The 23271-nt window shown below is 66.4% G+C and carries 18 protein-coding genes; 9 read left to right on the forward strand and 9 right to left on the reverse strand.

The genetic code is table 11. From position 1 onward, the window contains the following. Positions 1 to 72: 72 nt before the first annotated feature. Complete coding sequence (locus ACQKIE_RS03825) at positions 73 to 426, reverse strand: DUF4242 domain-containing protein (protein ID WP_427455936.1); 354 nt, start codon at positions 424 to 426, stop codon at positions 73 to 75. Between the two features lie 189 nt (positions 427 to 615). Here ACQKIE_RS03825 and ACQKIE_RS03830 point away from each other — a divergent pair, with 189 nt between their 5' ends. Both ACQKIE_RS03830 and ACQKIE_RS03835 read left to right on the forward strand, forming a co-directional pair. After that, the gene (locus ACQKIE_RS03830) at positions 616 to 1551 is read left to right on the forward strand and encodes a GlxA family transcriptional regulator (RefSeq protein WP_427455938.1); all 936 of its coding nucleotides are present in this window, start codon (positions 616 to 618) and stop codon (positions 1549 to 1551) included. 105 nt (positions 1552 to 1656) lie between these two features. Next, complete coding sequence (locus ACQKIE_RS03835; RefSeq protein WP_427455940.1) at positions 1657 to 2658, forward strand: VOC family protein; 1002 nt, start codon at positions 1657 to 1659, stop codon at positions 2656 to 2658. Positions 2659 to 2661: 3 nt separating this feature from the next. Here ACQKIE_RS03835 and ACQKIE_RS03840 read toward each other — a convergent pair whose 3' ends face one another. Together ACQKIE_RS03840 and ACQKIE_RS03845 are read right to left on the reverse strand one after the other, a co-directional pair. Then, positions 2662 to 3588, reverse strand: a complete 927-nt coding sequence (locus ACQKIE_RS03840) for an NAD(P)/FAD-dependent oxidoreductase (RefSeq protein WP_427455942.1) — start codon at positions 3586 to 3588, stop codon at positions 2662 to 2664. Positions 3589 to 3739: 151 nt separating this feature from the next. Next, positions 3740 to 4291, reverse strand: a complete 552-nt coding sequence (locus ACQKIE_RS03845; RefSeq protein ID WP_427455944.1) for a helix-turn-helix domain-containing protein — start codon at positions 4289 to 4291, stop codon at positions 3740 to 3742. Positions 4292 to 4343: 52 nt separating this feature from the next. Between ACQKIE_RS03845 and ACQKIE_RS03850 the strand changes: the two genes are divergently transcribed. Further along, positions 4344 to 5903 carry a S41 family peptidase gene (locus ACQKIE_RS03850; protein WP_427455946.1) on the forward strand — a complete coding sequence of 520 codons (1560 nt, stop codon included), beginning with the start codon at positions 4344 to 4346 and terminating at the stop codon, positions 5901 to 5903. A gap of 135 nt (positions 5904 to 6038) precedes the next feature. Then, the gene (locus tag ACQKIE_RS03855) at positions 6039 to 6398 is read left to right on the forward strand and encodes a carboxypeptidase-like regulatory domain-containing protein (RefSeq protein ID WP_427455948.1); all 360 of its coding nucleotides are present in this window, start codon (positions 6039 to 6041) and stop codon (positions 6396 to 6398) included. A gap of 15 nt (positions 6399 to 6413) precedes the next feature. On the opposite strand, the gene ACQKIE_RS03860 is transcribed toward ACQKIE_RS03855, so the two are convergent. Next, complete coding sequence (locus ACQKIE_RS03860; RefSeq protein WP_427455951.1) at positions 6414 to 8609, reverse strand: prolyl oligopeptidase family serine peptidase; 2196 nt, start codon at positions 8607 to 8609, stop codon at positions 6414 to 6416. A 113-nt stretch (positions 8610 to 8722) separates the two neighbouring features. Between ACQKIE_RS03860 and ACQKIE_RS03865 the strand changes: the two genes are divergently transcribed. The 5 genes from ACQKIE_RS03865 to ACQKIE_RS03885 all read left to right on the forward strand — a co-directional run bounded on the left by ACQKIE_RS03865 (position 8723) and on the right by ACQKIE_RS03885 (position 16699). Further along, positions 8723 to 9289: a DUF924 family protein gene (locus tag ACQKIE_RS03865; RefSeq protein ID WP_427455953.1), complete on the forward strand. Its 567-nt coding sequence runs from the start codon at positions 8723 to 8725 to the stop codon at positions 9287 to 9289. A gap of 105 nt (positions 9290 to 9394) precedes the next feature. Further along, complete coding sequence (locus ACQKIE_RS03870; RefSeq protein ID WP_427455955.1) at positions 9395 to 11170, forward strand: thiamine pyrophosphate-requiring protein; 1776 nt, start codon at positions 9395 to 9397, stop codon at positions 11168 to 11170. Next, positions 11167 to 12225 carry a glycosyltransferase family 4 protein gene (locus ACQKIE_RS03875; RefSeq protein ID WP_427455957.1) on the forward strand — a complete coding sequence of 353 codons (1059 nt, stop codon included), beginning with the start codon at positions 11167 to 11169 and terminating at the stop codon, positions 12223 to 12225. Before ACQKIE_RS03870 ends, ACQKIE_RS03875 begins: the two co-directional genes overlap by 4 nt. A 7-nt stretch (positions 12226 to 12232) precedes the next feature. After that, complete coding sequence (locus ACQKIE_RS03880; protein WP_427455959.1) at positions 12233 to 14374, forward strand: glycogen debranching N-terminal domain-containing protein; 2142 nt, start codon at positions 12233 to 12235, stop codon at positions 14372 to 14374. 99 nt (positions 14375 to 14473) lie between these two features. Next, the gene (locus ACQKIE_RS03885; protein WP_427455961.1) at positions 14474 to 16699 is read left to right on the forward strand and encodes a TonB-dependent receptor; all 2226 of its coding nucleotides are present in this window, start codon (positions 14474 to 14476) and stop codon (positions 16697 to 16699) included. On the opposite strand, the gene ACQKIE_RS03890 is transcribed toward ACQKIE_RS03885, so the two are convergent. The 5 genes from ACQKIE_RS03890 to ACQKIE_RS03910 are packed head-to-tail and all read right to left on the reverse strand — an operon-like array spanning position 16696 to position 23234. Continuing rightward, complete coding sequence (locus tag ACQKIE_RS03890) at positions 16696 to 18183, reverse strand: efflux transporter outer membrane subunit (RefSeq protein ID WP_427455963.1); 1488 nt, start codon at positions 18181 to 18183, stop codon at positions 16696 to 16698. The two genes, ACQKIE_RS03885 and ACQKIE_RS03890, sit on opposite strands and share 4 nt — an antisense overlap. 14 nt (positions 18184 to 18197) lie before the next feature. After that, positions 18198 to 19325, reverse strand: coding sequence for an ABC transporter permease (locus ACQKIE_RS03895; RefSeq protein WP_427455965.1), 1128 nt, complete (start codon positions 19323 to 19325; stop codon positions 18198 to 18200). Continuing rightward, positions 19322 to 20446: an ABC transporter permease gene (locus ACQKIE_RS03900; RefSeq protein ID WP_427455967.1), complete on the reverse strand. Its 1125-nt coding sequence runs from the start codon at positions 20444 to 20446 to the stop codon at positions 19322 to 19324. The genes ACQKIE_RS03895 and ACQKIE_RS03900 overlap by 4 nt, the downstream gene beginning before the upstream one ends. After that, the gene (locus ACQKIE_RS03905) at positions 20443 to 22224 is read right to left on the reverse strand and encodes an ATP-binding cassette domain-containing protein (protein ID WP_427455969.1); all 1782 of its coding nucleotides are present in this window, start codon (positions 22222 to 22224) and stop codon (positions 20443 to 20445) included. Before ACQKIE_RS03905 ends, ACQKIE_RS03900 begins: the two co-directional genes overlap by 4 nt. Continuing rightward, positions 22221 to 23234, reverse strand: coding sequence for an efflux RND transporter periplasmic adaptor subunit (locus ACQKIE_RS03910; protein WP_427455971.1), 1014 nt, complete (start codon positions 23232 to 23234; stop codon positions 22221 to 22223). The genes ACQKIE_RS03905 and ACQKIE_RS03910 overlap by 4 nt, the downstream gene beginning before the upstream one ends. Positions 23235 to 23271: the final 37 nt, after the last annotated feature.

Below are 23271 nucleotides of genomic sequence, written 5' to 3' on the forward strand. Positions count from 1 at the left end.
ACCTGCCCGCATGGTCGCACCGGGCAGGTTCCAAGCGAGTGAAGCGGCGTGCTGCCCTTGCAGCTTCATGCCTCAGGCCACGAGGTAGCTGAAAGGAAGCCAGGGAGCACGCAGGCGGGAAGGCTTCTTGGCCTCCGCCCCGGCATGCCCGATACCCAGGTAGAAGTACGGGTCGAGGACCGACACCTCGGTGATGCCGTCGACGGGAAGCTTGTTGCGCCGCGCCACTTCCCGGATCGCTTCCGGCGTGGGCGCGTCGTAGACGCAAAAGGTGTGGATGCGGTCGAGGCTCACGAACGACTGGACCCAGGTGACGCCTTCTTCCGCATTCGTGTCGACGATCTGGCGGCAGAGGCGGTCGCCGGCTTCGTTGGTGGGAAGATCCAGGCCGCCGGGAAAGGTGCGTTCAACGATATAGCGAGGCATGAGCGTTCTCCGTGATAGGCGACAGCCCGGGTTCGAGCTGCAACACCAGACTACGGAGGGACGCTTCACCGGACATCGGGGCTTTCCCCCAGATTGGTCCCCCGCGCCCCCCGGTTTTGCGAGTGCTTGACGCCCCTCGACCCGTGCGCCACCTTTCCCGCAACTCGATCCGATCGTGGGACGGCCATCATGCGGCGTGACATCGCCATCGTCGTTTTCCCAGGGTTCCAGCTGCTCGACGCCGCCGGCCCGATCGCCGTGTTCGAGATGGCCGAACGATTTCGGCCGGACAGCTATGCGATTACCGTAGTCGCCCCAGGGGGCGGCGTGGTGCGGAGTTCGTCGGGCGTCTGCTTGACGGCCGCGCCGATCGACAGCGGCCGTTTCGACACCGTGATCGTTTCCGGCGGCACCTTGGCGCAGGTCGAGGCGGGACAGGTCGACATCGCCTCGATGCTCGGCGGCGACGCGTGGCGACGAGCCGCGGGCGTGTGCTCGGGCGCGTTTTTCCTCGCACAGGCCGGGTTGCTCGACGATCGCCTGGCCACCACGCATTGGGCCGCCGCCGAGCGCTTCCGGCAGCTTTATCCAAAGGTGCGGCTCGACGCGGATCGGATGTTCGTCAGGGACGGAAAGCTGTGGACGTCGGCCGGGATTTCGGCAGGCATCGACCTCGCCCTTGCGCTCGTCGAGGACGACCTCGGCCCCGGCATCGCGCGTCGAACGGCCCAGCAGCTCGTCGTCCACCAGCGAAGGCACGTCGGGCAGTCCCAGTACTCCGTGCTGGTGGAACAAGGCGGCAAGACCGGCCGGTTCGGCGACCTGATCGGCTGGATGCGAGCCCGTCTGGCCGAACCGATGACGGTGGAACGACTGGCCGAGCGTGCGGCGATGAGCCCGCGGCATTTCGCACGCGCGTTCGCCGCCGAGATCGGGACGACGCCGGCGAAGGTCGTGGAAGGGCTGCGCCTGGAAGCGGCGCGCGTGGCCGTCGAAACCAGTCACCTCAACCTGGACCATATCGCCGTTTCGACGGGCTTCGGCGATCCGGGTCGCATGCGCCGCGCCTTCGTCCGCGCTTTCGGCACGTCGCCCCAGTCGCTACGTCGCAGCGCGAGCGTCTGATTCCGCTGGCAGTTTTTGCGCGTAACTCGTCATTGCGGGCGCGGGGCCTCACGCCATAAAACAACGCATCGACGTGCATACCTCCACCACCATGCGAGTATCCCCATGCGCCTGATCCCGTTCGTTTCGGCATGCCTTTTTTCGCTGGGTGCCACGCAGGCCTCGACGGCGGCGACGCCTGCCGCGCCTCCGACGACACGACTCGACCACGTCCTTCTCTGGGGGCGCGGCATCGACCAGATTACGTCGGTCATGGCGGTCAAGCTTGGATTCCAGGTACGCCCAGGCCGCGATCCAAGCGGCGTGGCGAATCGCTACATCCGCTTCGCGGACACCAGCTTCATCGAGCTGCTGGGCATCACACGTCCGAATCCGACGTTCGATCCGGGCATGAAGGAAGACCAGGAGGCGCTGAAGGGCGAGCCGGGCGCACGCAGCTTCGGCTTTCGTACCTCGGCCCTGGACAACCTTCGTCGTGCATTGCAGGCACTGCATTACACGGTAACGCCCATGTTCTCTGGCCCCGACAGCGCCAAGCCCGGGTGGCACTTGTTCGCCTTCGACCTCGATCACCCACCGCTGTCGAGCAACACGTTCTTCATCGACTACGCCGCCGACTATGCTCCGGACCAGTTCGATCCGCATAACGCCGACGATTATCGCGTCACGCGAGAACACCCCAATGGGGCGCGTCAGCTCACGTCGATATGGCTGGTTTCCGGCAACGCGGAAGCCGATCGGCGGGAGCTGGAAAAGATGGGCTTCGGTCACGCGGTTCCCGTGAACCTTCCTGCCGTGGGCGCGAGTGGATTCTGCGTACCCATAGGCCCGACGGCGCTAATGGCCCTCCAGCCGGACGGCAAGGGTCTCGCGGGGCAAGTCATGCAGAACGGCGGGCCGCGCATTCTCGGCGTGAGCTTCGGCGTCGCCGATCTCGGGCGGGCACAGCGTTGGGTCGAACGCGGCTACGAGCGCAAGCTCGCGACGTATCGAAGCGTGTCGGGTGAATCCTTTCTTGCGCCGACGCAGGACGATTTGGGGCTCTCCATCGAGTTCCATGCGATGCAGCAGGGCAACTCGCCCTGTTCGGCCGCCGCAGGCCGGTGACGTTCAGTCCGGCGATCGGTCGTCGCCCCACGGGTTCGGCGGTAGCCGCCGATGGATCGCCGTCGCAACGATCGCGGCGTGCCCGACGGCGACCGCGATCTGGTTGAGTCCGGAGACGATGTCGCCGGCAGCGAAGAGGTTCGGCACGCTGGTCTGCATGCAGTCGTCCACTTCCAGCTTGCCCGCATCGTCCGTCGCAGCACCCAGCGCGGTGGCGAGGCCCACGCCCGAGTCGAAGCCGAGTACCGGATAGATCGTGTCCAGCCGCAGCGTCGCTCCGTCGGCCAGGACGGCGGCGCAACCGTCGGTGCCGAAGCGCAGATCGGTGACGCCGGAATGAAGCGCGACGCCGGCGCCCTGCGCCCGGGTGTGGTGCTGCTGGTTGGGCGTTTGGCCCGGAGGCACGAGCACGGACACGTTCGACGAAAACGTACGCAGGAACATCGCGTGGCCCAGGCCTTCGTCGATAGACGATGCGTAGACGCCGATCGCTTCGTTGCGCGCCTCGTACGCGTCGCACACGGCGCACAGGCGCAGGCTTCCCGCGGCGATGGCCTGGTCGACACCTTCCACGTCCGGCAGCCGGTCGACGATACCGGTGGCCAACACGACGGTCCGTGCACGCCAGCTCTTTCCCGCGGCGTTCGCTTCGAAGCCGTCACCGTCCCGGGCCAGCGACTCGATGCGGCTGCGGACGAACGGCACGCCGTGCGTCTCGGCTTGTGCCCTGTAGCGTGCCAGCAATTCGTTGCCAGCGACCCCGAACGGGAAACCCGGGCAATTGTGGCTCGCCGGTATCCAACGCGCGCGTGACTCACCTGCGTCGACGACGAGGACACGGCGCCGGTATCGGGCGAGATAGGTGACGGCGGTCAGCCCTGCCGGGCCGGCGCCGATGACGAGGCAATCGTAGGGTGAGGCGTCCGTCACCACGCGAATAGCCCCACGCGAGAGGCGGCGGCAGCATCGAGGCGTACGGACTTCAAGTGCATCGACTGCTCCAGGCAAGGACGCCGATACATACCGTGACACATGTCGAGTGGCGGCATCCATGCCGTGAATGCCGTAGCCATGATTCCAGCTACCAGACCGTGCACCGGAAGAAATGCACTGCGGTCCTTCCCTTGTTGACGAAACGATGGGGATGACAGCTTTCGAACAGATGCGCGGTGTTCTCGAGCTCGATCGATGCACCCTGGATATCCAGCGTCAACTTTCCCTTCAGGACAAAGAGCATCACGTGCCACCCCTCGGGATCGGGCCCCGCCTCATAACTCTCACCCGGCGCCAAATGCCATTCCCAGGTCTCCGCTTCACGCCTGGCATCCACGCTCCAACGCAGCATCGCTCGCCCTCCCCCCGGGCCTTCCCAACCCAGCTGATCCCGCACGGCGCTCTTCTGACGAGACGGGTCGGCAACCAGGTCCGACAGCGTCGTGTCAAGGGCGACGGCGATGCGATCGAGCGTCGCCGTGCTCAGGCTGCTGCTACCGTTTTCTATGGCACCGATCATCCGAAGGCTGATACCCGAAGCTTCCGACAATGCGCGCTGGCTCATGCCCGAGCGGGTCCGGGCCTGCCGGACATTGGCGGCGACGTGGGTCAGGAACGAAGGTATGGCTTGACTAGGCAAAATATTGCCTCTCTACTACATGCAATATATTGCTTATACGGGATCGGAAAGCATGTCGCCACACCTTCCCCGGCGTCTGCTTGCCGCAGCCGCACTTTCGCTTTCGCTCTTCCCCTTCCAGCCCGGCTTGGCCGTTGAAGCACGTAACACCACCGCGATGACTCCGGCCGAGGCGGAAGAAGACCTGGACCTTGCCGTCGCCGCCCTCGAGGCAGGGTTACCCGATATCTACTGGCACCAGTCCCCGGCGGAGTGGCGACGAGCCAAAGCCAACGCGCGCGAACGCGTGCGACGGACCGTCGATAGCGAAGGCCTTTGGCGCGCCTTGATGCCGTTGCTGGCCCAGATCGGAGAGGGACACCTCAGCCTTGCACCCAGCGACGCCATGAAGCAGAAGGAACGAACCACGGGGCGGCTCCTGCCACTGTCCGTGCTCTGGACGCAAGACGCCGCATACGTTGTCGATGGTTATGGTCAGGCAGCCGACGTTCCGCGCGGCAGCAGGATCCTTTCCATTGACGGACGGAGTGCGGCGACTTTGGAAAACGACCTCATGTCCGCAGCAACGCGCGACGGGAAGATTCGCACGGGTGTGCTGCGCGAAGCGTCCGGAAATGGCTATGGCGAACTGCTCTACCGGATGACCGGGTCGCGTGAATCATTCGAACTGAAACTGGCAACGAGCGACGGGAAGATCAATACGCGCATCGTTCGTGGCGTGCTTCCTTCGATGCGTGGAAAAGGCCCTGCCGTCACGACCCCGCAAGTGGCCAGCCTCGAATGGCTGGACGCTGACACGGCTTACCTGAACGTCCCCACCTTCAGCAACAAGAGATACCGTGAAGCCGGTGCCGACTACCAGGCTACGTTGCAGGGCACCTTCGACGAGTTGCATAGCCGACGCGCGAAGAACCTCATCCTCGACCTCAGGCAAAACGGAGGCGGTTCCGAGCCGAACGAGAGCATCCTGTTTTCGTACCTCGTCCACGAACCCCTGCGCAAATACGAAGCCGTCGAGGCGAGAAGCCAGCGTATCGCGGTGACGGACGCTCATGGTGTTCGATATGAGACGGAGGTGTTCGACGACGACGAAATGAAGTCGCAGCGTCGTCTGCCCAACGGCCGGCTAACCCGCCTGAACCTCCCCCCCGGGGGCCTGATGACGCGCTGGAGCCGATCGGCACCCGTCTACGACGGGCACCTCGTCGTGCTCGCCGGTGGCGATACGTTCTCCGGCGGCGCCGAACTCGCCTCCATGCTGTACCACGCACGCCGCGCGATATTCGTGGGCGAGGAAGTAGGTGGAACGCACGAAGGCAATACAAGTGGCTACCGTTGGAACCTGACCTTACCGAACAGCGGAATGACCCTGCGCATTCCGCTCCTGAAGTTCCGGTTCGCCTGGCGTGGACTACCCCATGACCGCGGAGTACCCCCGGATTGCTTCGTACCACCCAACGCTTGGGAATTCGGTCAACCCAAGGATGCGGCCTGGCGTGTGGCGAAACGTCTCCTTAAGCAGGCGTGGTCAACAGGTGGCGAACCGACGTGGAGCAGGCCGGGGCAGGTATCGTGTCCGATCCAGGCGACAGGTCAGGATGCGCCGCTCTGACCCCGCGAGTGCCCCGCGCATTGATGCCTGGCGGGCAATAGGTCGTTTCCCCATCGCGCTCTTGCCAGGGGCGTCGCCAGGAAATACAACTTGCGGCCGCACCGGAATGGTCCGGCGCAACTATCAGGGGGACGCATGAAGGTCATCGGGTATCGCAGGACATTTCGTCATATCGCCGTGCTCATCGCCATGGGCGTCGGTGCCGTTGCCTTCGCGCCGGCACAGGGCCAGGCCACCACCGGCAGCATCTTCGGCCATGGCCCGGCGGGAGCGACGGTGACCGCCAAGAGCATCACCGGCGTCCAGCGCCGAGGCACGATCAACGATAGCGGTCGCTACCGCCTCTCCAACGTCCCGGTCGGTACTTACACGGTGACGCTCGACAAGGAAGAGAAGACCGTCGATACGCGCAAGAACATCGGGATCACCGTCGGTCGCGGCGCGCAGATCGATTTCGCCTGCGAGAACGACCAATGCGAGGCGAAGGGAGGCTGACGCCTCCCTGCCGCGTCACGGCGCCGACAGCTCCGCATACAGGAACGCATAGACGTCCGCCCACTGCGCGGCTTCGGCACCCAGCGATGTCTGGATGCCGTGGCCGCCATTGGCGTCCGTCCTGATCCAGACGGGATGCGCGCTGGTGTTCGCTTCCCGTATCTTCGCCACGAACTTGCCCGTCTGCCACGGCGCCACGCGGCTGTCGTTGAGGCCGACCACGAACATCATCGCCGGATAAGCCGTATGCGGCTTGATCTGCTGGTACGGGTCCATGGCGAGGATGGCCGGGAAGTCCGAGGCCTTGCGTGGATCGCCCATTTCGCCGATCTGGTTGGCCCCGTTGGGAGCGAACATCAAACGCACGGGGTTGAGGACGGGCACCAGGATGATCGCGGCGCCGAACCGGTCCGGAAAAGCCGTCACCGCGCCACCGACGAGCAAGCCGCCCGCGCTACCGGACACCAGCGCGGTGCGTGCCGGCCGGCTGTAGCCGAGTTCGCTCAGCCGGGCCACCGCCGCGACGAAATCCTCGACACCCTTGTGCTTGTTGGCTCCCTTCCCCGCGAGGTGCCATGCGTCGCCCTTCTCGCCGCCGCCGCGCACATGGGCATAGGCAAAGATGTTGCCTTGCTTCACCCATTCCAGCCGGACCGGCTTGAACGATGGCTGCAGCGTCAGGCCATAACTCCCATACCCGAAGACGAGCGCGCGGTGGCTACCGTCGAGCTTCGCGTCCTTGCGATGGAGGATCGTCAGCGGGATACGCGTGCCATCCTTGCTCACCATGTCGGTTTCCGTCACCTCCACCATGCCGTAGTCGGCCGGGCTGGCTTCGTCCTGCCCGAGGCTCTTCATCGAACGGGCGACGGGATCGTAGCGCCACGATTTCGGTGGCGTGGTCCAGCCGCGCAGTTCCAGCAGGAAACCGTCTTCGTCGTCGTTGGTCCGGAGCAGAGAGGCCGTGCCTGCGAGTGGCATCGGCACGGATTCCGCCTTGCCGGTGCGGTAGTCGATTCGGCGCACGCTGTCGATGCCGTTCGTGGAAACCTTCAGGTACAACGCATCGCGCGCGGCCGCCAACGTCTGGGCATCGTTGAGGGTCAGGCCAACGATGATCTCGTCGTCCCTCAGGCGCAGGACCGGCTTCGCGTCCCGGAGCGTGGCGTCGGCCTTGCCAAGATCGAGGGAGAGCAACTGGCCGTTGGACCGTTCGCGGCTCGAGATCATGTAGAGGGTGTCGCCATGGATCGCCGCTGCAACGACCTTGTCTTCAGGCGTCGCGATGCAACGCCACCTCGCGGACGGCTTCAACACGTCCGCGCGCAGCGTCACACAGAATTTACTCTCGTTCTGTGCACCGGTCGCGGAACCGAGCACCCAGCGCGATCGTGCAGGGAATTCGACGATGGGAAAGCGATTGCTTGGAATCGGGAACGACGTACTTGCACCCTTCCCCGTTCCGGCACGAAGGAGCAGCACGTCCGCCGAAGCGGGCGTGCCCAGACGATGGAAGCGCAGACGCGTGTCCTGCAGCGGGTCGCCGTCCGTGCGCTCGCCGACGGGGGCCATCTGCGTGTATGTGAATCCCGCGCCGTCCGCTAACCAGTGCACTTCGAACTCGCCCCACACGGGCTCGACGGTGTCGCCCGTCGGCTTGCCCGTGGTCGCGTCCAGCACTTCCACCCGTGTCACTTCGCTACCGCCGCGGTCGATGTCGACCGCGACCTTGCTGCCGTCGGGCGATGGCGCATAGGTGGTAATGGAGGGGGTCTTTCCTTCTCCCTTTACCGTCGCGGGATCGAAGAGCACGCGTTCCGCGCCGTCGGCCTCGCGGACCATCAGCGTACCCGTGCCCTGCTCGGCCTGGCGTATGAAGAACATGCGTCCGCCAGCCATGCGCTGCATGCGGTGGATGACGGCGGTGAGGCTGGTGGCGCCGAGCGTCTTCTGCCAGTTCGCCAAGGAAGGCAGTGCGTCGAGCTTCGCTCGTGTGTACTCCCCTTCGGCCCCCAGCCAGTGCTGGAACTCCGCGTTTTGCTCGCCCTCCATCCAGCGGTACGGGTCGTGCAGCGTCGTGCCGAATAGGTGCTCGACGACATCGGCCTTTCGCGGCGGCGGCGGCGCCGATTGCGCGGCCGCGAAAGAAGACGACGTGGCGGCGGCCGCGAAGAGAGCGATGGCGGCGGTGCAAAGCGAGGTGCGACACATGACGGGATCCCTTGAGTCGTGTGAGGTTGCGCCGGGGGACGGTACCACCATTGCCGAGCGCACGCCGAGGGCCGGTCGTCACGATAGGCGTCGTATCGCGGCATAATACGGCCATGACAAACACAGCGCCCGCTCACACCCTCCCTGAATCCCCCGAGCGCGTGCTGCGCTTCTGGCGCGATGCGGGCTACGACCGTTGGTTCGCCAGCGACCCGACATTCGACCGCATCTTCCGCGAGCACTTCCTGGCGGCGCACATGGCCGCAGCGCGAAGGGAACTGGACGCATGGCTTGAGACTGCCGAGGGCTGCCTCGCGTTGCTGATCCTTCTCGACCAGTTCCCACGCAACGCGTTCCGCGGCACCGGTCACATGTATGCCACCGACCCGCTGGCCGTGTTCGTCGCGCGACACATGCTCGCACGCGGTTTCGACCAGGCGATCGATGAGGACATGCGGGCCTTCTGTTACCTGCCCTTCGAGCACGCCGAGGATCTTGCCGACCAGGACCTCTCCGTTCGGCTTTTCGAGGCACTGGGCGGGGCGTTCATGCCCTATGCGCGCGTCCATCGGGAGATCATCGAGCGCTTCGGGCGCTTCCCGCACCGCAACGGAGAGCTGGGCCGCGAGACGACGCCGGACGAGCGGACGTACTTGGCAGAAGGCGGTTTCGCAGGATAGTTCATCGCCCTCCTCATCCGCATGAACTTGCGCAGCCACGGCGTTCACGCCCGGACTATCCGAGGCGAGTCAGCATAGCCGGCCCGACCTGAGACGGAGCCGGCGATGAGCAAGACAGTGGGCGATTTCCTCCTTGACCGCCTTAGTGAATGGCAAGTCCGGCGGATCTACGGTTACCCGGGCGATGGCATCAACGGCATCATGGGAGCGATGGGCCGCGCGGCCGACCGCTTCGATTACATCCGGGTGCGCCATGAGGAAATGGCTGCCTTCATGGCCGGTGGCCACGCCAAGTTCACGGGCGAAGTCGGCGTTTGCCTCGCAACCTCCGGCCCGGGGGCGATCCACCTGCTGAACGGCCTCTACGACGCGAAGATGGATCACGTGCCTGTCGTGGCGATCGTCGGCCAACAGGCCCGTTCCTCCCTTGGCAGCGACTACCAGCAGGAAGTGGACCTGCAGGCGCTCTTCAAGGACGTCTGCAACTACGTGGAGACCGTCGTCAGCCCCGCGCAGATGCGGCACGTCGTCGATCGCGCCTTCCGCATCGCCAAGGCCGAGCGCGCCATCACCTGCATCATCGTTCCTAACGACATCCAGCAGATGCCTGCCGTGCCGAGCCCGCCGCGGTCGCACGGCAGTGTCTATTCCGGCGCCGGCGAGGCCGAGCCCCGTCCGTTCCCCTCCGACGATGAACTGCAGCGTGCGGCCGATGTGCTCAATGCGGGTTCGCGCCCAGCCATTCTCATCGGCGCCGGTGCGCTCGGTGCGGGGACCGAGGTCACGCTCGTCGCCGAGAAACTGCAGGCCGGCGTGGCGAAGGCGTTGCTCGGAAAGGCCGCGCTGCCCGACGACCTGCCCTTCGTGACGGGATCCATCGGCCTGCTCGGCACGAAGCCCAGTTGGGAAATGATGGAGAACTGCGACACCCTCCTGATGATCGGTACCACCTTTCCTTATTCGGAGTTCCTGCCTGAAGACGGGAAGGCGCGCGCCGTGCAGATCGACATCTCGCCCCGGAACGTGTCCCTGCGCTACCCGACGGAGGTCAACCTTATCGGGGACAGCGCGGCGGTACTGCGCAAATTGCTGCCGCTGCTGAAGCAGCAAACCGACACGGAGTGGCGCGAGCGGATCGAGGTGAATGTCCGCAAGTGGTGGCGCGCGCTGGAACTCAAGGCGATGCAGCCGGCATCGCCGATCAACCCGCAGCGCGTGTTCTGGGAACTGTCTTCCGCCTTGCCCGACCGGGCCATCATCACCGGGGACAGCGGCTCGCATACGAACTGGTACGCGCGCGACATGAAGGTGCGCGAAGGCATGATGGCGTCGTTGTCGGGCAAGCTCGCGACGATGGGCAGCGGCGTGCCGTATGCGATTGCCGCCAAGATGGCCCACCCCGACCGTCCCGTGCTCGCGATCGTCGGCGACGGCGCGATGCAGATGAACGGCAATGCGGAACTCGTCACGGTCAAGCAGTACTGGAAGCGCTGGTCCAACCCCAACTTCGTCGTGATGGTCCTGGTCAATGGCGACCTCAACGAGGTGACATGGGAGCAGCGCGCGCTCGCAGGCGATCCCAAGTTCGCCGCGGCGCAGGATGTCGAGGACTTTCCGTATGCGCGGTACGCGGAGATGCTCGGCTTCAAGGGCATCCGCGTGGAGCGCCCCGAAGACATCCTCGACGCATGGCGCGAGGCGTTCAGCGCACCCTGCCCGGTGGTCATCGAGTTCGTCACAGATCCGGACGTACCGCCGCTGCCGCCGCATATCACGTTCGCCCAGGCAAAAGCCTTCATGACGTCACTGGCGAAAGGCGATCCCGATGCACCGGGCGTGATCCGGCAGGCGCTAAGGGAGGTCTGGGCCGGCCTCAAATGAAAATCGCCCAGGTCGCCCCGCTTTACGAGGCTGTCCCACCGAAGTTGTATGGAGGGACAGAGCGCGTCGTGTCGCACCTGACCGAGGCGCTCGTCGCCGAAGGGCACGAGGTCACCTTGTTCGCCGCGGCGGATGCAGGCACGGGCGCAGACCTCGTCCCGGTCCGCGACCAGGCGTTGCGCCTCGATCCGGCGGCACGGAAGTCCGATCTCGCCGCGCACCTGAACATGCTGCACGACGTCCGGGAGCGAGCCGACGAATTCGACGTCATTCATTTCCATACGGAGATGCTGCACTTTCCGTTCTTCGAATCCGTGGCGGAGCGAACGGTGACCACGCTGCACGGCAGGCTCGACATGAAGGACGCTCCGGAAACCTACCGGCGTTGGCATCGCTTTCCACTCGTGTCGATCTCCTACTCGCAGCGCGCGCCCATGCCTTCCGCCCATTGGCTGGGCAACGTGCAGCACGGCCTGGACCCGACCTCGTACCAACGACCCGATCGGCCAAGGTCCGATTACCTCGCGTTCCTCGGACGCATATCCCGCGAAAAAAGGCCCGACCGCGCCATCGCCATCGCGCATGCCGTCGGCATGCCGTTGAAGATCGCGGCGAAGGTCGACGAAGGCGACAGGGACTACTTCGACGGAACGATCCAGCCCCTGCTCGACGAGCACGACGTCGAGTTCCTGGGGGAAATCGGTGAGGCCGACAAGATGGACTTCCTGGGACATGCCCACGCCCTCCTCTTCCCTATCGACTGGCCGGAACCCTTCGGCCTGGTCATGATCGAGGCGATGGCGTGTGGACTGCCCGTGGTGGCCTGGCCGCACGGCGCGGTGCCGGAGGTGCTGGACGATGGCCTCACCGGATTCATCGTCCACGACCTTCCCACTGCGGTGAGCGCTGTATCGCGTGCCGCGGCGCTGGACCGCCGCACCATTCGCCGGGTATTCGAGGAGCGCTTCACGGCACGGACCATGGCCCAGGCGTATATCGAACTCTACGGCGCCCTGGCGCGGCCACGCGCCCACGCCCACCTCAACAACGCCTGAGGTCGACATGCCCGACGACTTGCCGAACATCGTGGAACCCATGGCCGAGGCGCAGGCGAGCGTTTCGCAGTTCGCCCTGAAGGAAGGCGACACCTTCCTCGTCGCCGATGCACACGGCAATGTCACCGGTGCCGGCGACGGCTTGTTCCGTAACGACACGCGCGTGCTCTCGTCGTTCGTCCTCACGTTGGGCGGCGCACGACCGTCCCTGCTTTCGAGTGCGGTCAGTCAGGACAATCTCTACTTCACGGCACACCTGACCAACCAGCCGTTGCCGACACTTGGCTCACCGACGCCGCAAGGCGTGGTCCATGTGGAGCGCAAGCGCTTCCTATGGGAAGGGCGCATCTACGAGTTCATTCGCATCGTCAACTACAGCGACGTGCCGACGAGCGTTCCGATGCAGCTTCGCTTCGCGGCCGACTTTCGCGACATGTTCGAAGTGCGCGGGGAAAGGCGCGCGCGGCGCGGCGAGTTCCACGATCCCGTGCTTTTGGAGTGCGGCGTCGATTTCGCCTACCAAGGCCTCGATGGCGTGCTCCGCCACGTCGCCATCGTCTTCTCGCAGGTGCCGGACGAACTCGCCGCCGGGCACGCGGGTTTCGACGTCACGCTGGCCGCACGCGACGGCTGGGTGCTTTACCTCGAAGTGGGCGCCGAGCCCGCCGAACCCTCGCGAGCCCGATATCGACAGACGGCGGCCCGGGCATGGCGGCATCTTCGCCTGCGACGACAGCGCGGCGCATGGACCGCGGCATCGGGGCGGTTGTTCCAGTCATGGCTGGACAAATCGCACGCCGACCTCGCCCTGCTGACCACCGACCTTCCGACGGGGCCCTATCCGTATGCGGGTATCCCTTGGTTTTCCGCCCCCTTCGGCAGGGACGCCATCGTCACCTCACTGCAGACGCTATGGCTCGATCCGGGCCTGTCGCGCGGCGTACTGTCGTTCCTTGCCGAACACCAGGCGCGCGAGACGTCCACCTTTCGCGACTCCCAGCCCGGCAAGATCATGCATGAGACGCGCAAGGGCGAAATGGCGTCCGTCGACGAGATACCGTTCAGCCGGTACTACGGCGGCGTGGACACGACACCTCTCTTCGTGATGCTCGCGGGCGCCTACGCCAGGCGTACCGGCGACAGGGAGTTCATCGACGAGCGCTGGTCGGCCCTGGAGTCGGCCGCTGCGTGGATCGAGAACAGCGCCGCCGTGCATCCCCATGGACTCCTCGCGTACGAACGAGGAGAGGCCAGCGGACTGGCGAACCAGGGCTGGAAGGACAGCCACGATTCCGTCTTCCACGAAGATGGCAGTTCGGCGGAAGGCCCGATTGCGCTGGTCGAGGTGCAGGGATACGCGTATCGCGCCTACCGCGACATGGCGGAGTTGGCGGACTGGCGCGGCGACAGCGAAAAGGCCGAGCAGTGGCGGCGCCGGGCGAAGACGTTGCGCGACGCCATCGAGAAGCTGTTCTGGATCGAGGACATGAAGTACTACGCCCTGGCGCTCGACGGACAGCAGCGGCCTTGCCGCGTGCGCAGCTCGAACCCGGGCCACCTGCTGTACAGCGGCGCGGTTCGCAGGCATCGCGCCGCCGCGGTCACCCGGCAACTCACCTCGGGCGCGCTGAGCAGCGGATGGGGCATACGCACGCTCGCGGTGGAAGCGGCGCGGTTCAACCCGATGTCGTACCACAACGGGTCCGTCTGGCCGCACGACGTCGCCTTGTGCGCGGCGGGCATGTCCCGCTATGGCGACCGCGAGCATGCCGTGCGCATCCTCGGCAACATGTTCGAGGCCTCCGTGCACTTCGGGATGCGTTTGCCCGAGTTGTTCTGCGGGTTCGAACGCGCCGTGGGCGAAGCGCCGATCGCCTATCCCGTCGCCTGCCTGCCCCAGGCCTGGGCGGCGGGCAGCGTGTTCATGCTGCTGCAGGCGTGCCTGGGCCTGAATATCGACGGGCGGCGTGGGCGCCTGCTCATCGACCGGCCGAGCCTGCCGATGGGCATCGACCGTTTGCGCATAAGGAAGCTTCCGCTCGGGGATCGTACGGTCGATCTCGAGTTCCACCGGGTGGATCGACATGTCCTAACGCTCGTCGAACGGCAGCCCGGCGCCGAGGGGATCACGGTGGACGTCCGGGTGTAGCCCTTCCGGCGCTGCTATGCAGCACGTAGGTGATGCGGCATAATGAGATCAGTTCTCATTACCATTCGCATCAGGGCCCAGGGCCCACGGAAGCCACCCATGCCGCTCGTTCCGCCGCGTCGTCACGCCCTCGCTTCGTCCGTCCAGGCCGCCTTCGCCGCCACCGCCTTGTTCCTCGCCTCGGCGGCGAGTGCCGCCGACGGCGCGGCGGCCGCCGTGGATCCGCAGAAGGCGCGGGACAACAGCACCACCTTGTCGGGTGTCCAGGTCGAGGCCAACGTCGCCGCTCCTACAGCCGAATACGCCGGCGGCCAGGTGGCACGCGGGGGTCGCTTCGGTGTGTTGGGTAACCAGGACGCGATGAACGTCCCCTTCGCGATCACCAGTTACACCGACACGCTGATCCGCAACCAGCAGGCGCGCAGCCTCGGCGATGTCGTTTCCAACGATCCCGCCGTGCGCACCGGCTTCGGTTTCGGCAACTTTTCCCAGACCTTCACGATTCGCGGCTTCCAGGTCTTCAGCGACGACATCGCGTTCGACGGCCTCTACGGGCTGCTCCCCCGACAGTTGCTCGCGCCCGAACTGATCAGCCGGGTCGAGGTATTCAAGGGTGCGAGTGCCTTTCTCAACGGCATCAGCCCGGCCGGTTCCGGCATCGGCGGTAATATCAACATCGCACCGAAGCGCGCCGAAGCCACGCCGATCACCCGCGTCGGCCTCGACTGGGGCAGCGACAGCCAGGTCGGCGGCAGCGTCGACATGGGTCGGCGCTTCGGGGCGAACGACGCCTTCGGTGTGCGCGTGAACGCCGTCCATCGCGACGGCAACACAGCGATCGACGGCGAACAGCGCCGGGTGACCGCCGCCTCCGTCGCGTTCGATTACCGTGGCGACAAGCTACGCGTGACCACCGACGTCGGCTATCAGAAGCAGGTGATCACGGGCGGGCGCGCCGTCGTCTACACCACCGGGATCACGTCGGTCCCGCGCGCGCCTTCCGCGAAGACCAACTACGCCCAACCCTGGTCCAATTCGTCACTGGAAGACACCTTCGGCGTCGTCCGCGCGGAATACGATGTCGCCTCCTGGCTCACCGGCTACGTGGCTGCGGGCGCGCACCACGGCAACGAGTTCGGCGACTATGTCAGCCCGAGCCTGCTCGACCGCTCCGGCAATGCGACGGAAACGCGCTTCACCGTCCCGTATATCGCCGACACCGCCACGGGCGAAGCGGGCTTCAACGCCTTCTTCGATACGGGGTCGGTCACCCATCGGGTGAACGTCGGCTTCTCGGCGCTCAGCTTCCGCAAGAAGGCCGCGTATGCGGGCTCGCTGGACCCGATCCCGACGAACATCTATGCGCCGAGCCACGTCCCCGTGCCCGCCTTCGCGTACGACGTAGGCCCCATCAGCGATCCGGGCGTCACCGGGCGGACCCAGCTGCGCAGCGTCGCCGTGTCGGACACGCTGGGCCTGATGGACGGCAGTCTCGAAGTGACCTTGGGCGCACGCCGCCAGAAACTGCACGCGCTCGGCTACGCCTATGCGACGGACGGCGTGGACGGCGCGAAGACATCGGAATACGAGCGATACGCCACGAGTCCGGTGGTCGGCCTGAACTACCGCTTCGCCGAGCAGTGGGCGGTCTATGCCAACCACATCGAAGCCTTGACCCAGGGTGACCAGGCACCGGCCACCTTCAACAACCTTCCCGTCACCAATGCCGGCCAGGTGTTTGCTCCCTACAAGTCGAAGCAGAACGAAGTGGGCGTGAAGTGGGACGCCGGCAACGTCGGCAGCAGCCTCGCGCTGTACCAGATCAAGCAGCCCAGCGCGTACGTCGATGCGTCCAACACGTATGTCGTGGATGGCGAACAGCGCAACCGCGGCGTCGAGTGGAGCTTCTTCGGGCAGCCCCTGCCGGGCCTGCGCCTGCTCGGCGGCGCCAATTACCTCCGGCCCGAGCTCGTGAAGACGCAGGGCGGCGCGAACGACGGCCATGATGCGATCGGCGTACCGCGCTTCCAGGCGAATGCCGGCGTGGAGTGGGACGTTCCCAATTCGCCCGACATCACGCTCAGCGCGCGTGCGGTGCGTACCGGCCACCAGTACCTGGATGCCGCGAACGACCTCAAGGTACCGGGCTGGACCACATACGATATCGGCGCGCGCACCACCGCCCATCTCGAAGGCGTGCCCGTCACGTTCCGGCTCACGGTGCAGAACGTGGCGAACAAAGGTTACTGGGCCTCGGCCAACGGCGGGTACCTGACCCAGGGCACGCCGCGGACGTTCTACGTCTCCGCGTCCTTCGACCTTTAAGTGCCGCCGCCGATCGCCTTGCAGATGGCGACGTACCGCACCGCGAGCTGCGCGTCGCTCGCTGCCCGGTCGCGCTGTGCCGCGAGCAGGCTGCGCTGGGCGTCCAGGGCGTCGATGTAGCTCAGGTCGCCGTGGCTGTAGCGCGCGTCGGCGAGGGCGTAAGCGTCCTTGGAGAGGCGTTCCCGCTGGGCCAGCTTCGCGTTTCGCTGCCGCTCGGCGGCATAGGCGTTCAAGGCGGTGTCGATGTCGGTCCAGGCCTGGAGAACGGTCGCCTGGTACGCCACGGCGGCTTCTTGCTGCTCGAGCTTGCGCAGGGTCACGACGCTGCGCCGGCGCCCCATGTCGAACACCGGCAGGTCAAGGCGCGGGCCGATGGACCAGCGTCGGCTACCCCAGTCGCCGAAGTCACCGCTCTGCAGCGACTCGAAGGCGAAGCTGCCGCCGAGCGTGATGCGCGGATACAAGGCGGCGACGGCCACCCCGATCTCGGCCGTGGCCGCATGCAGACGTGCTTCGGCCTCACGGATATCCGGCCGTCGCCGCGCGACGTCCGAAGGGATGCCGAGCGCCAGGTCAGGCAAGCGCCGTGCCTGCACTTCCCCGTCCCGCACGGCCAGTTGCGCGTCGAGGCTGCCAGGCGACAGCCCAAGCAACAGGGACAGCTGGTCGGTCGTCGCCGCCTCGCTGTCGAGCAACGCGGGCAGCTGTGATTCGAGGTCGGCCAGCAGGGCCTGCTGCCGGGTGGCATCGAGGTCGCTGGCCATGCCGCCATCGGCGCGTGCCTTCATCAGTCGGAAGTGCTCCGTCGCCGCGTCGATGTCCGCCCGTGTCAAAACGACCTGCCGTTGCAGCCCGCGTAGTTCGAAGTAGCGGCGAGCCACGTCCGCCGTCACGTCCAGGCTCACGCCATCCACCATCGCGCCGGCGGCATCGACACGAGCGTCGGCAGCTTCCACGGCGCGACGCACCCTTCCCCAGAAATCCGGCTCCCACGAGGCGTCGAAGCCGCCTTCATAGACGTCGAAGGGCTGGCTCAGGAGCTTGACCAGTTCATCGCGGCGTTCCGCCGGCGCGAGGACGTCGATCGTGCGGCTGGTGCTGCCGTACTCGCTGGGCCGCTGCCTCTGGGCGCTTGCGGCGAAGCCCACCTCGGGTCCCCGCTGCGCGGCCGTCGTGTGTCGTTGCGCGCGACTTTCGGCGAAGCGCAAGGCAGCTGTCGCAAGATCGGGGTTCGCCTTCGCCGCCTGTTCTTGCAGCCAGTCGAGGACGGGATCGCCAAATGCTTTCCACCACGCAGAGGACGGCGCAGCTTGGCCGGCTGCAAGCGACGCGTCGTGCAGCGACGCGTCCCCGCTGCGAGCCGACGTCCAGTCGCCGGGAGCCGCCGTCCGCGGCGCCTTGAAGTCGGGCCCCACCGCGACGCAACCGGCCAGCGCACCACAGACGGCAAGGACCAGCATGAAGGGAGAAAAGGACATTCGCATGGGGCGCACCAGGGTCAGACGAGTCGATGGCGGAAGAGCCAGGCCGACAGCGGCAAGGTGACGGTGGCGATGGCGAGGAGTGGAAGGATGTCGCCCAGCACGGTGCCAAGGCCGACGCCTTCCAGGTACACGCGCTGGACCATGTGGATGGCGTAGCGCGCCGGATCGATGGCCGTGAGCCACTGCATGACGACGGGCATGTTGGCGATGGGCGTGGTCATGCCGGACAGCAGCACGAGCGGCATCATCAGCACGAAGGTGTAGAGCATGGCCTGCTGCATGTTCACCGCCAGTGCGGATATCGCGAGTCCGATGCCCACGCAGGCCACCATGAACACGAGCAGCGCCACATACAGGGTCCACAGCGAACCGGCCATCGGTATCTCGAACCACAGCGTGGCGATCAGCAGCACCAGGGTCGCCTGCACGAGCCCCACGACGATCGACGGCACGGACTTCCCGATCATGATCTCCGTGGGCGTGCACGGTGTCACAAGGAGCTGGTCGAAGGTGCCCTGCTCCCGCTCGCGCGCCACCGAGAGCGCCGTCAACATGAGCGTCTGCAACATGCTGAGGATGGCGATCATGGCCGTCATCATGAACCAGCGCGTTTCCAGGTTCGGGTTGTACCAGCTGCGCACGTCCACGGTCATGGGCGGACTCCCGCCCCCGTGTTCCATGCGCCAGTCCGCGTTGAAGCGGGCGACGATCGCGCCCAGGTAGCCGGACGCCGTGGCGGCCGTCGTGGAATTGCGCGCGTCGAGGATGAGCTGCACCGGCGTCGCCTCCCCCTGCGCGAGCCGCTGCTCGAAACGCCGCGGGATATGCAGCACGAACAGCGCGTCACCCGCATCGACAATCGGCGCGATATCGCTTTCGTTACGCAGCGTGGCCACCCGCTGGAAGACGCCCGAACTTTCGATGCGGGCGACCAGCCGAACGGCCGCCGCGCCATGGTCCTGGTCGAGCAGCGCGTAAGGCGCCTGCCGCAGGTCGAGGGTGGCGGCGTAACCGAACATGAGCGACTGCACGAGCACGGGGGCGAAGAGCACCACGCGGCTCGCCGGATCCTTGAGGATCACCTTGAGTTCCTTGCGGCAGAGGTTCGCCACGCGGCGCAGGAAGGCAAGCAGGAGATTCATCCGATCTGCTTCCGGGTCTTCGCCCGCGCGGCGGCGAGTAGCACGACGGCATAGCCGATCAACACCGCACAGTTCTTGAGGATCATCGGCCAGAGGTTGCCGGCGAGGAAAAGGCTTTTCAGCGTCTCCAGGTAATACGTCGCGGGCAGGATGCGCCCGACGCCTTGCACCACCAACGGCATGTTGCGCAGGTCGTAGATGAAACCAGAAAGCATGAGCGCGGGCATGAAACTCGTCACGAGGGCGACCTGGCTCGCGGTGAACTGGTTCTTCGTCACGGCCGAGATCAGCAGGCCGATGCCCAGGGCGACGAACAGGTAGAACACCGACACGACGAGGATCAGGAGCAGCGAACCCTCGAGGGGCACGTCGAAAAGGAAGCGCGCCGCGACCAGGCACATGGCCAGCCCGATCAGGCCCACGCCGAAATACGGGATGATCTTGGCCAGCAGGATTTCCATCGGCCGGACGGGCGTCACGAACAACGCCTCCAGCGTGCCGCGTTCCCACTCCCTCGCCATGACCAGCGCGGTGAGGAACGCACCCACCAGCGTCGTGATCAGGACGATCAACCCGGGCACGAGGAACCAGGTACTGGTGTTGGCCTCGTTGAACCACAACCGCGGCTCGAGCCGGACCGAGCCCATGGCACCGCCTGGCACCGCCCAGGCCTGCAGCGTGGACTGCACGTACCCCTGCACCGTCCGCGCGGTGTTCGCGTCGGCACCATGCAGGATCAGCTGGACATGCGCATCGCCCAGGCCGAGACGGCGCGTGAAATCCGAAGGGATGCGCAGGATGCCGTCCACCTTGCGCTCTAGCATCAGCGCTTCGGCGGCGCGCATGTCGCGCACCAGGACAGGATCGAGGTAAGGCGAGAGGCGCATGCCGGCTATCATGTCGTTGGCCGTCGGCGAAGGGTCTTCCATCACCACGGCGACGGGCGCGTTCTTTACGTCGAAGGACAGCCCGTAGCCGAAGATCAGGATCAGCGCGACAGGCAACGCGATGCCCATCATCAGGTTGCTGCGGTCACGCAACAGTTGCTTGACCTCCTTGCGCACGAGCGCGGTCAGGCGTCGCAGGAAGGCGCCACGGCTTCTTGGCCTCGCGCCGTTCACGCGGCCTCCCGATCACCGCCACGCGTGTCCTTGCGGTGCTGCTGCACGATGCCGATGAACGCCTGCTCCATATCGAGCGGCGTGTCCTCCGTCTCGCCGGCCTGTGTGCGTATCTCCGCCGGCGTGCCCAGTGCCAGCACTTTCCCCGCGTCCTGGATCACCACCCGGTCGCAATACTCGGCCTCTTCCATGAAATGCGTCGTGACCACGATGGTCGTGCCGCCTTCGGCGAGTGCGGTGATGCGGCGCCAGAACTCCCGCCGCGCGAGGGGATCGGCGCCGCTGGTCGGTTCGTCGAGGAAGAGGATGTCGGGTTCGTGCAGCAGGCCCGTGGCCATGGCGAGGCGTTGCTTGAAGCCGCCTGGCAGCAGCCCGGCAGCCGTCGCACCAGCCTCGTCTAGCTCGAACTGTGACTTCACCGTGCGCATGCGGTCGCGCAGGCGCACGCCGTGCAAGCCATACGCACCCCCGAAGAAAGCGAGGTTCTCGTCGACGGAGAGGTTGCCGTAGAGGGCGAACTTCTGCGACACGTAACCGATCTGCTGCCGAGCGGGCGCACGTGCGCGGCGCAGGTCGTGGCCGGCGACGCGCAGCGTGCCCGACGTGGCAGGGAGCAACCCGCAGAGCATGCGAAACGTCGTGGTCTTGCCGGCGCCGTTCGGCCCAAGCAGACCGAAGATCTCGCCGCGCTCGACGCTGAAACTGGTGCGGTCCACGGCCGTGAAGTCGCCGAAGGTCCGTACGAGGTCGCGCACCTCGATGACCGTGCCGTCACCCTTGTCCGCAGGCGAGACAGACGAAGCGACCGACGCGGCCGCCGAGAAATCGCGACGCACCTTCGACCGCAAGGCAAGCATCACGCCGTCCTCGAGCGTCGGCGGCACCGGCTGTGCCTCCGCTGGGCCGAGCAACCGTCCAACCGCCGGATCGCCCTGCGCCACGGCCTCCCTCGCGCGCACGACATGCACCTTCCCGCCCCGCGGCACCGCATCCACTGTATCGCCGTCGTCGAGGAGCCGGGCCTGGAGGTGGCGCGGGGTTTCACCGGACGGCGGCCGCGCCGAGAAGCACAAGCCTTGGGCCGTATCGCGAATGGCGGCGGGCGCACCCTGAGCGAGCACGCGCCCCTCATGCAGGATGGCGACATGCGCGCAGCGTTCCGCCTCGTCCATGTAGGACGTGCTCACGAGCACGCTGAGCTTCTCGTCCCCGACCAGTTGCTCCACGATCTCCCACAGTTCGCGGCGCGACAGCGGGTCCACGCCGACCGTGGGTTCGTCGAGCAGGAGTAGTTCCGGCGAGCGCACCAGCGTGCACGCCAGGCCGAGCTTCTGCTTCATGCCACCGGAAAGCTTGCCCGCCGGCCGCGCGGTGAAGCGGCCGAGGTCGGTCATCTCCATGAGGCGCGCGTAGCGCTCGCGACGGAGGTCGCGGTCGACGCCGTGCAGGTCGGCGTACAAGTCGAGGTTTTCCTGCACGCTGAGGTCGTCGTAGAGGCCGAAGCGCTGCGGCATGTAGCTGATCCTGTCCTGGACCGCCTGCGGATCGCGCGCCGCATCGATACCCAGCACGGTCATCGTTCCGGCGTCGGCGACCATCAGTCCCGCGGCGAGCCGCAGCAACGTCGTCTTCCCCGCCCCGTCCGGCCCGACCAGGGCGCTGATCGCTCCAGCGCCCACCTCGATCGAGACGTCGTCCAGCGCCTGCACCTCGCGCCCCTTGTTCGGCGCGAAACGCTTGCCGAGGCCGCGCGCGACAAGGGCGGGCGCTTCGCTCATGGCTTCGCGGCCACCGTGCCGGGAAGGGTTACCGTCGCCGGCATGCCGAGGCGCAGCCGGTCATCGGGATCGTCCACGTTCACCCGCACTTCGTACACGAGGCTGGTGCGCAAGTCCTCGGTCTCCACGTTTTTAGGCGTGAACTCCGCGACCGACGCGATATAGCCGATGCGCCCGTCGATGGCATGCGCCGGCGCGCTGTCGGTCGTGACACGTGCGGCCTGCCCCGGCTTGATCCGGCTGAGGTCCGCTTCGGACACATAAGCGCGTACCCACTTCGGGTGCAGCACGGCCAAGGCGTAGGCGGGACGCTGCGGCGAGGCCATGTCGCCTGGTTCGAGCAGGCGGCTGCGCACGACCGCATCGATCGGCGCCCTGAGTTCAGCGTCCGCAAGCTCTTGCTTCGCCACCGCGCTCTCGGCGAGCGCCGCCTCGCGCTGCGCGCGGGCTTCATCGACGTCTTCCTTCCGGGACCCCACCACGGACAGTTCGTGCGCTTTCCGCTGGGCATCGACCTTGGCGTCCGCGGCACTGGCCGCCGCCGTCGCCCGGTCCAGCTCTTCCCGGCTGACCGCGCGGCCACCGGTGCCTTGGCTGATCGCGCGCAGCCTGTCGAGCGTCTGGTGCGCCATGCGGGCGTCGGCTTGCGCGGCACGGACGTTCGCATCGCTCTGCGCGATTTCCTGCGGCCGGTTGCCGGCCTCGAGCCGGCGGAGGACTTCGTCTTGCACGCCTACCTGGGCCTGTGCCTTCGCCACTCGCAGCGTGAGCGTTGTCACGTCGAGCGTCGCCAGCACCTGGCCGCGCGCCACGCGGTCTCCCTCTTCCACACGCATCTCCGCGATGCGCTCGTTCACCTTGAACGCGAGCGACACCTGGCGGATGTCGATGTTGCCGTGGAGCACGATGGGCTGGTCCGGACTCGGACGCAGGAGCCACCACGCGCCGGCGCCCGCCAACAGGACGAGCACGACGGCGGCGACTAGCATGGGTGGCTTGGGTTTACGCATGGCGGGCCAGCTCGGGCGGGGATGGCCGCAGTCTAGG

The organism is Luteibacter sp. NPDC031894 (assembly GCF_050273135.1).
Classification (GTDB): domain Bacteria; phylum Pseudomonadota; class Gammaproteobacteria; order Xanthomonadales; family Rhodanobacteraceae; genus Luteibacter.

Coding starts and splice junctions, on each gene's coding strand:
- ACQKIE_RS03890 (WP_427455963.1), bottom strand. CDS start 18,183: ATGCGAATGTCCTTTTCTCCCTTCATGCTGGTCCTTGCCGTCTGTGGT.
- ACQKIE_RS03850 (WP_427455946.1), top strand. CDS start 4,344: ATGTCGCCACACCTTCCCCGGCGTCTGCTTGCCGCAGCCGCACTTTCG.
- ACQKIE_RS03835 (WP_427455940.1), top strand. CDS start 1,657: ATGCGCCTGATCCCGTTCGTTTCGGCATGCCTTTTTTCGCTGGGTGCC.
- ACQKIE_RS03910 (WP_427455971.1), bottom strand. CDS start 23,234: ATGCGTAAACCCAAGCCACCCATGCTAGTCGCCGCCGTCGTGCTCGTC.
- ACQKIE_RS03905 (WP_427455969.1), bottom strand. CDS start 22,224: ATGAGCGAAGCGCCCGCCCTTGTCGCGCGCGGCCTCGGCAAGCGTTTC.
- ACQKIE_RS03885 (WP_427455961.1), top strand. CDS start 14,474: ATGCCGCTCGTTCCGCCGCGTCGTCACGCCCTCGCTTCGTCCGTCCAG.
- ACQKIE_RS03855 (WP_427455948.1), top strand. CDS start 6,039: ATGAAGGTCATCGGGTATCGCAGGACATTTCGTCATATCGCCGTGCTC.
- ACQKIE_RS03865 (WP_427455953.1), top strand. CDS start 8,723: ATGACAAACACAGCGCCCGCTCACACCCTCCCTGAATCCCCCGAGCGC.
- ACQKIE_RS03870 (WP_427455955.1), top strand. CDS start 9,395: ATGAGCAAGACAGTGGGCGATTTCCTCCTTGACCGCCTTAGTGAATGG.
- ACQKIE_RS03895 (WP_427455965.1), bottom strand. CDS start 19,325: ATGAATCTCCTGCTTGCCTTCCTGCGCCGCGTGGCGAACCTCTGCCGC.
- ACQKIE_RS03875 (WP_427455957.1), top strand. CDS start 11,167: ATGAAAATCGCCCAGGTCGCCCCGCTTTACGAGGCTGTCCCACCGAAG.
- ACQKIE_RS03860 (WP_427455951.1), bottom strand. CDS start 8,609: ATGTGTCGCACCTCGCTTTGCACCGCCGCCATCGCTCTCTTCGCGGCC.
- ACQKIE_RS03825 (WP_427455936.1), bottom strand. CDS start 426: ATGCCTCGCTATATCGTTGAACGCACCTTTCCCGGCGGCCTGGATCTT.
- ACQKIE_RS03830 (WP_427455938.1), top strand. CDS start 616: ATGCGGCGTGACATCGCCATCGTCGTTTTCCCAGGGTTCCAGCTGCTC.
- ACQKIE_RS03880 (WP_427455959.1), top strand. CDS start 12,233: ATGCCCGACGACTTGCCGAACATCGTGGAACCCATGGCCGAGGCGCAG.